The 1,115-nt window shown below is 40.7% G+C and carries 2 protein-coding genes; both read right to left on the bottom strand.

Annotation, left to right across the window (positions count from 1 at the left end; translation table 11 throughout):
- Positions 1-447, bottom strand: a 447-nt coding sequence (locus CRO21_RS17345; protein WP_097080549.1) for a type 1 glutamine amidotransferase domain-containing protein, incomplete at its 3' end; no start/stop codon positions are given.
- A gap of 18 nt (positions 448-465) precedes the next feature.
- The gene (locus tag CRO21_RS17340; RefSeq protein ID WP_097080548.1) at positions 466-1,083 is read right to left on the bottom strand and encodes a TetR/AcrR family transcriptional regulator; all 618 of its coding nucleotides are present in this window, start codon (positions 1,081-1,083) and stop codon (positions 466-468) included.
- Positions 1,084-1,115 lie beyond the last annotated feature (32 nt).

Below are 1,115 nucleotides of genomic sequence, written 5' to 3'. Positions count from 1 at the left end.
CGCTTCGCCAGTAACTGATTTGACATTTTTGAGTACAGCGGGCGCATGGCAAACCAAGGCAATCGGTTTATGTTCACGGTCAAATTGTTGAATCAGTTCAATGGATTGTTCATTATTCACCAAATCCCATAATGGACCGTGACCACCGGGATAAAATACTGCATCAAAATCATCTGCTTGAACTTGGGTTAAAAGTTTGGTATTGGCCAAAAGGTATTGTGCTTCGGCATCTTGACTAAAACGACGTGTTGAGTCAGTCTGGGAGTCGGGTTCATTGCTTTTAGGATCTAAAGGTGGTTGACCGCCTTTGGGTGAAGCCAGCGTAATTTCTGCGCCTGCATCTTTGAACACATAATAAGGCGCAGCAAATTCTTCGAGCCAAAATCCAGTTTTCAAACCTGTATTACCAAGTTGAGCGTGAGAGGTCAGTACAATTAATATTTTCATCATCCATATCCTAGCGTTTTAAAATCGGTTTTCAGTTTTGCGATTTAACATAAATTCGGTTGCTTGAAGCGCTTGGTACAAAGGCGTTTTATCTTTTTGTAATTTATATAGCAGGGCAGCACCGAGCCACATTTGATATAAGACTTGTGCCATAGCGGCGGCATCTGCCTCAACATGAATCGAACCATCTTGTTCACCATGCTGAATCAGTAGCGCAATCTGTTCAATTAAACGCTTTACACCCGCATCCATAATGAGGCGCATATCTTCAGACAGATCAGCGACTTCTGCGGCCAATTTGACAATCAGGCAATGTTCTGCCCAACCGCCTTTAATCGCCTCATCTTCAATCCACATATTGAAATAGCGTAAAATTTTGTGTTGGGCTGAATCAGTATTGTCCCAAAGCAAATTTAAACGCTGTTGATAATTGGCAATATAATGTTGTAACAATGCACAGCCGAAAGCCTCTTTGGATTCAAAATAATGATAAAAAGAGCCTTTCGGAACGCCACAATTTTTTAAAATTTCCTGTAATCCCACGCCGGCAAAACCTTTGTGTAATACCAATTCAAAACTGCTATCGAGTATATGCAGCCTTTTTTCTTCTGATTTTTTAGCCTGTAGTGTTGTCATCGATTATCACCATATAATTTATAAAGTAGACC

The organism is Acinetobacter puyangensis (genome assembly GCF_900096995.1).
Classification (GTDB): domain Bacteria; phylum Pseudomonadota; class Gammaproteobacteria; order Pseudomonadales; family Moraxellaceae; genus Acinetobacter; species Acinetobacter puyangensis.
The sequence above is the reverse complement of the archived record's forward strand: the minus strand, read 5'-3'. Positions and strand labels throughout refer to the sequence as shown.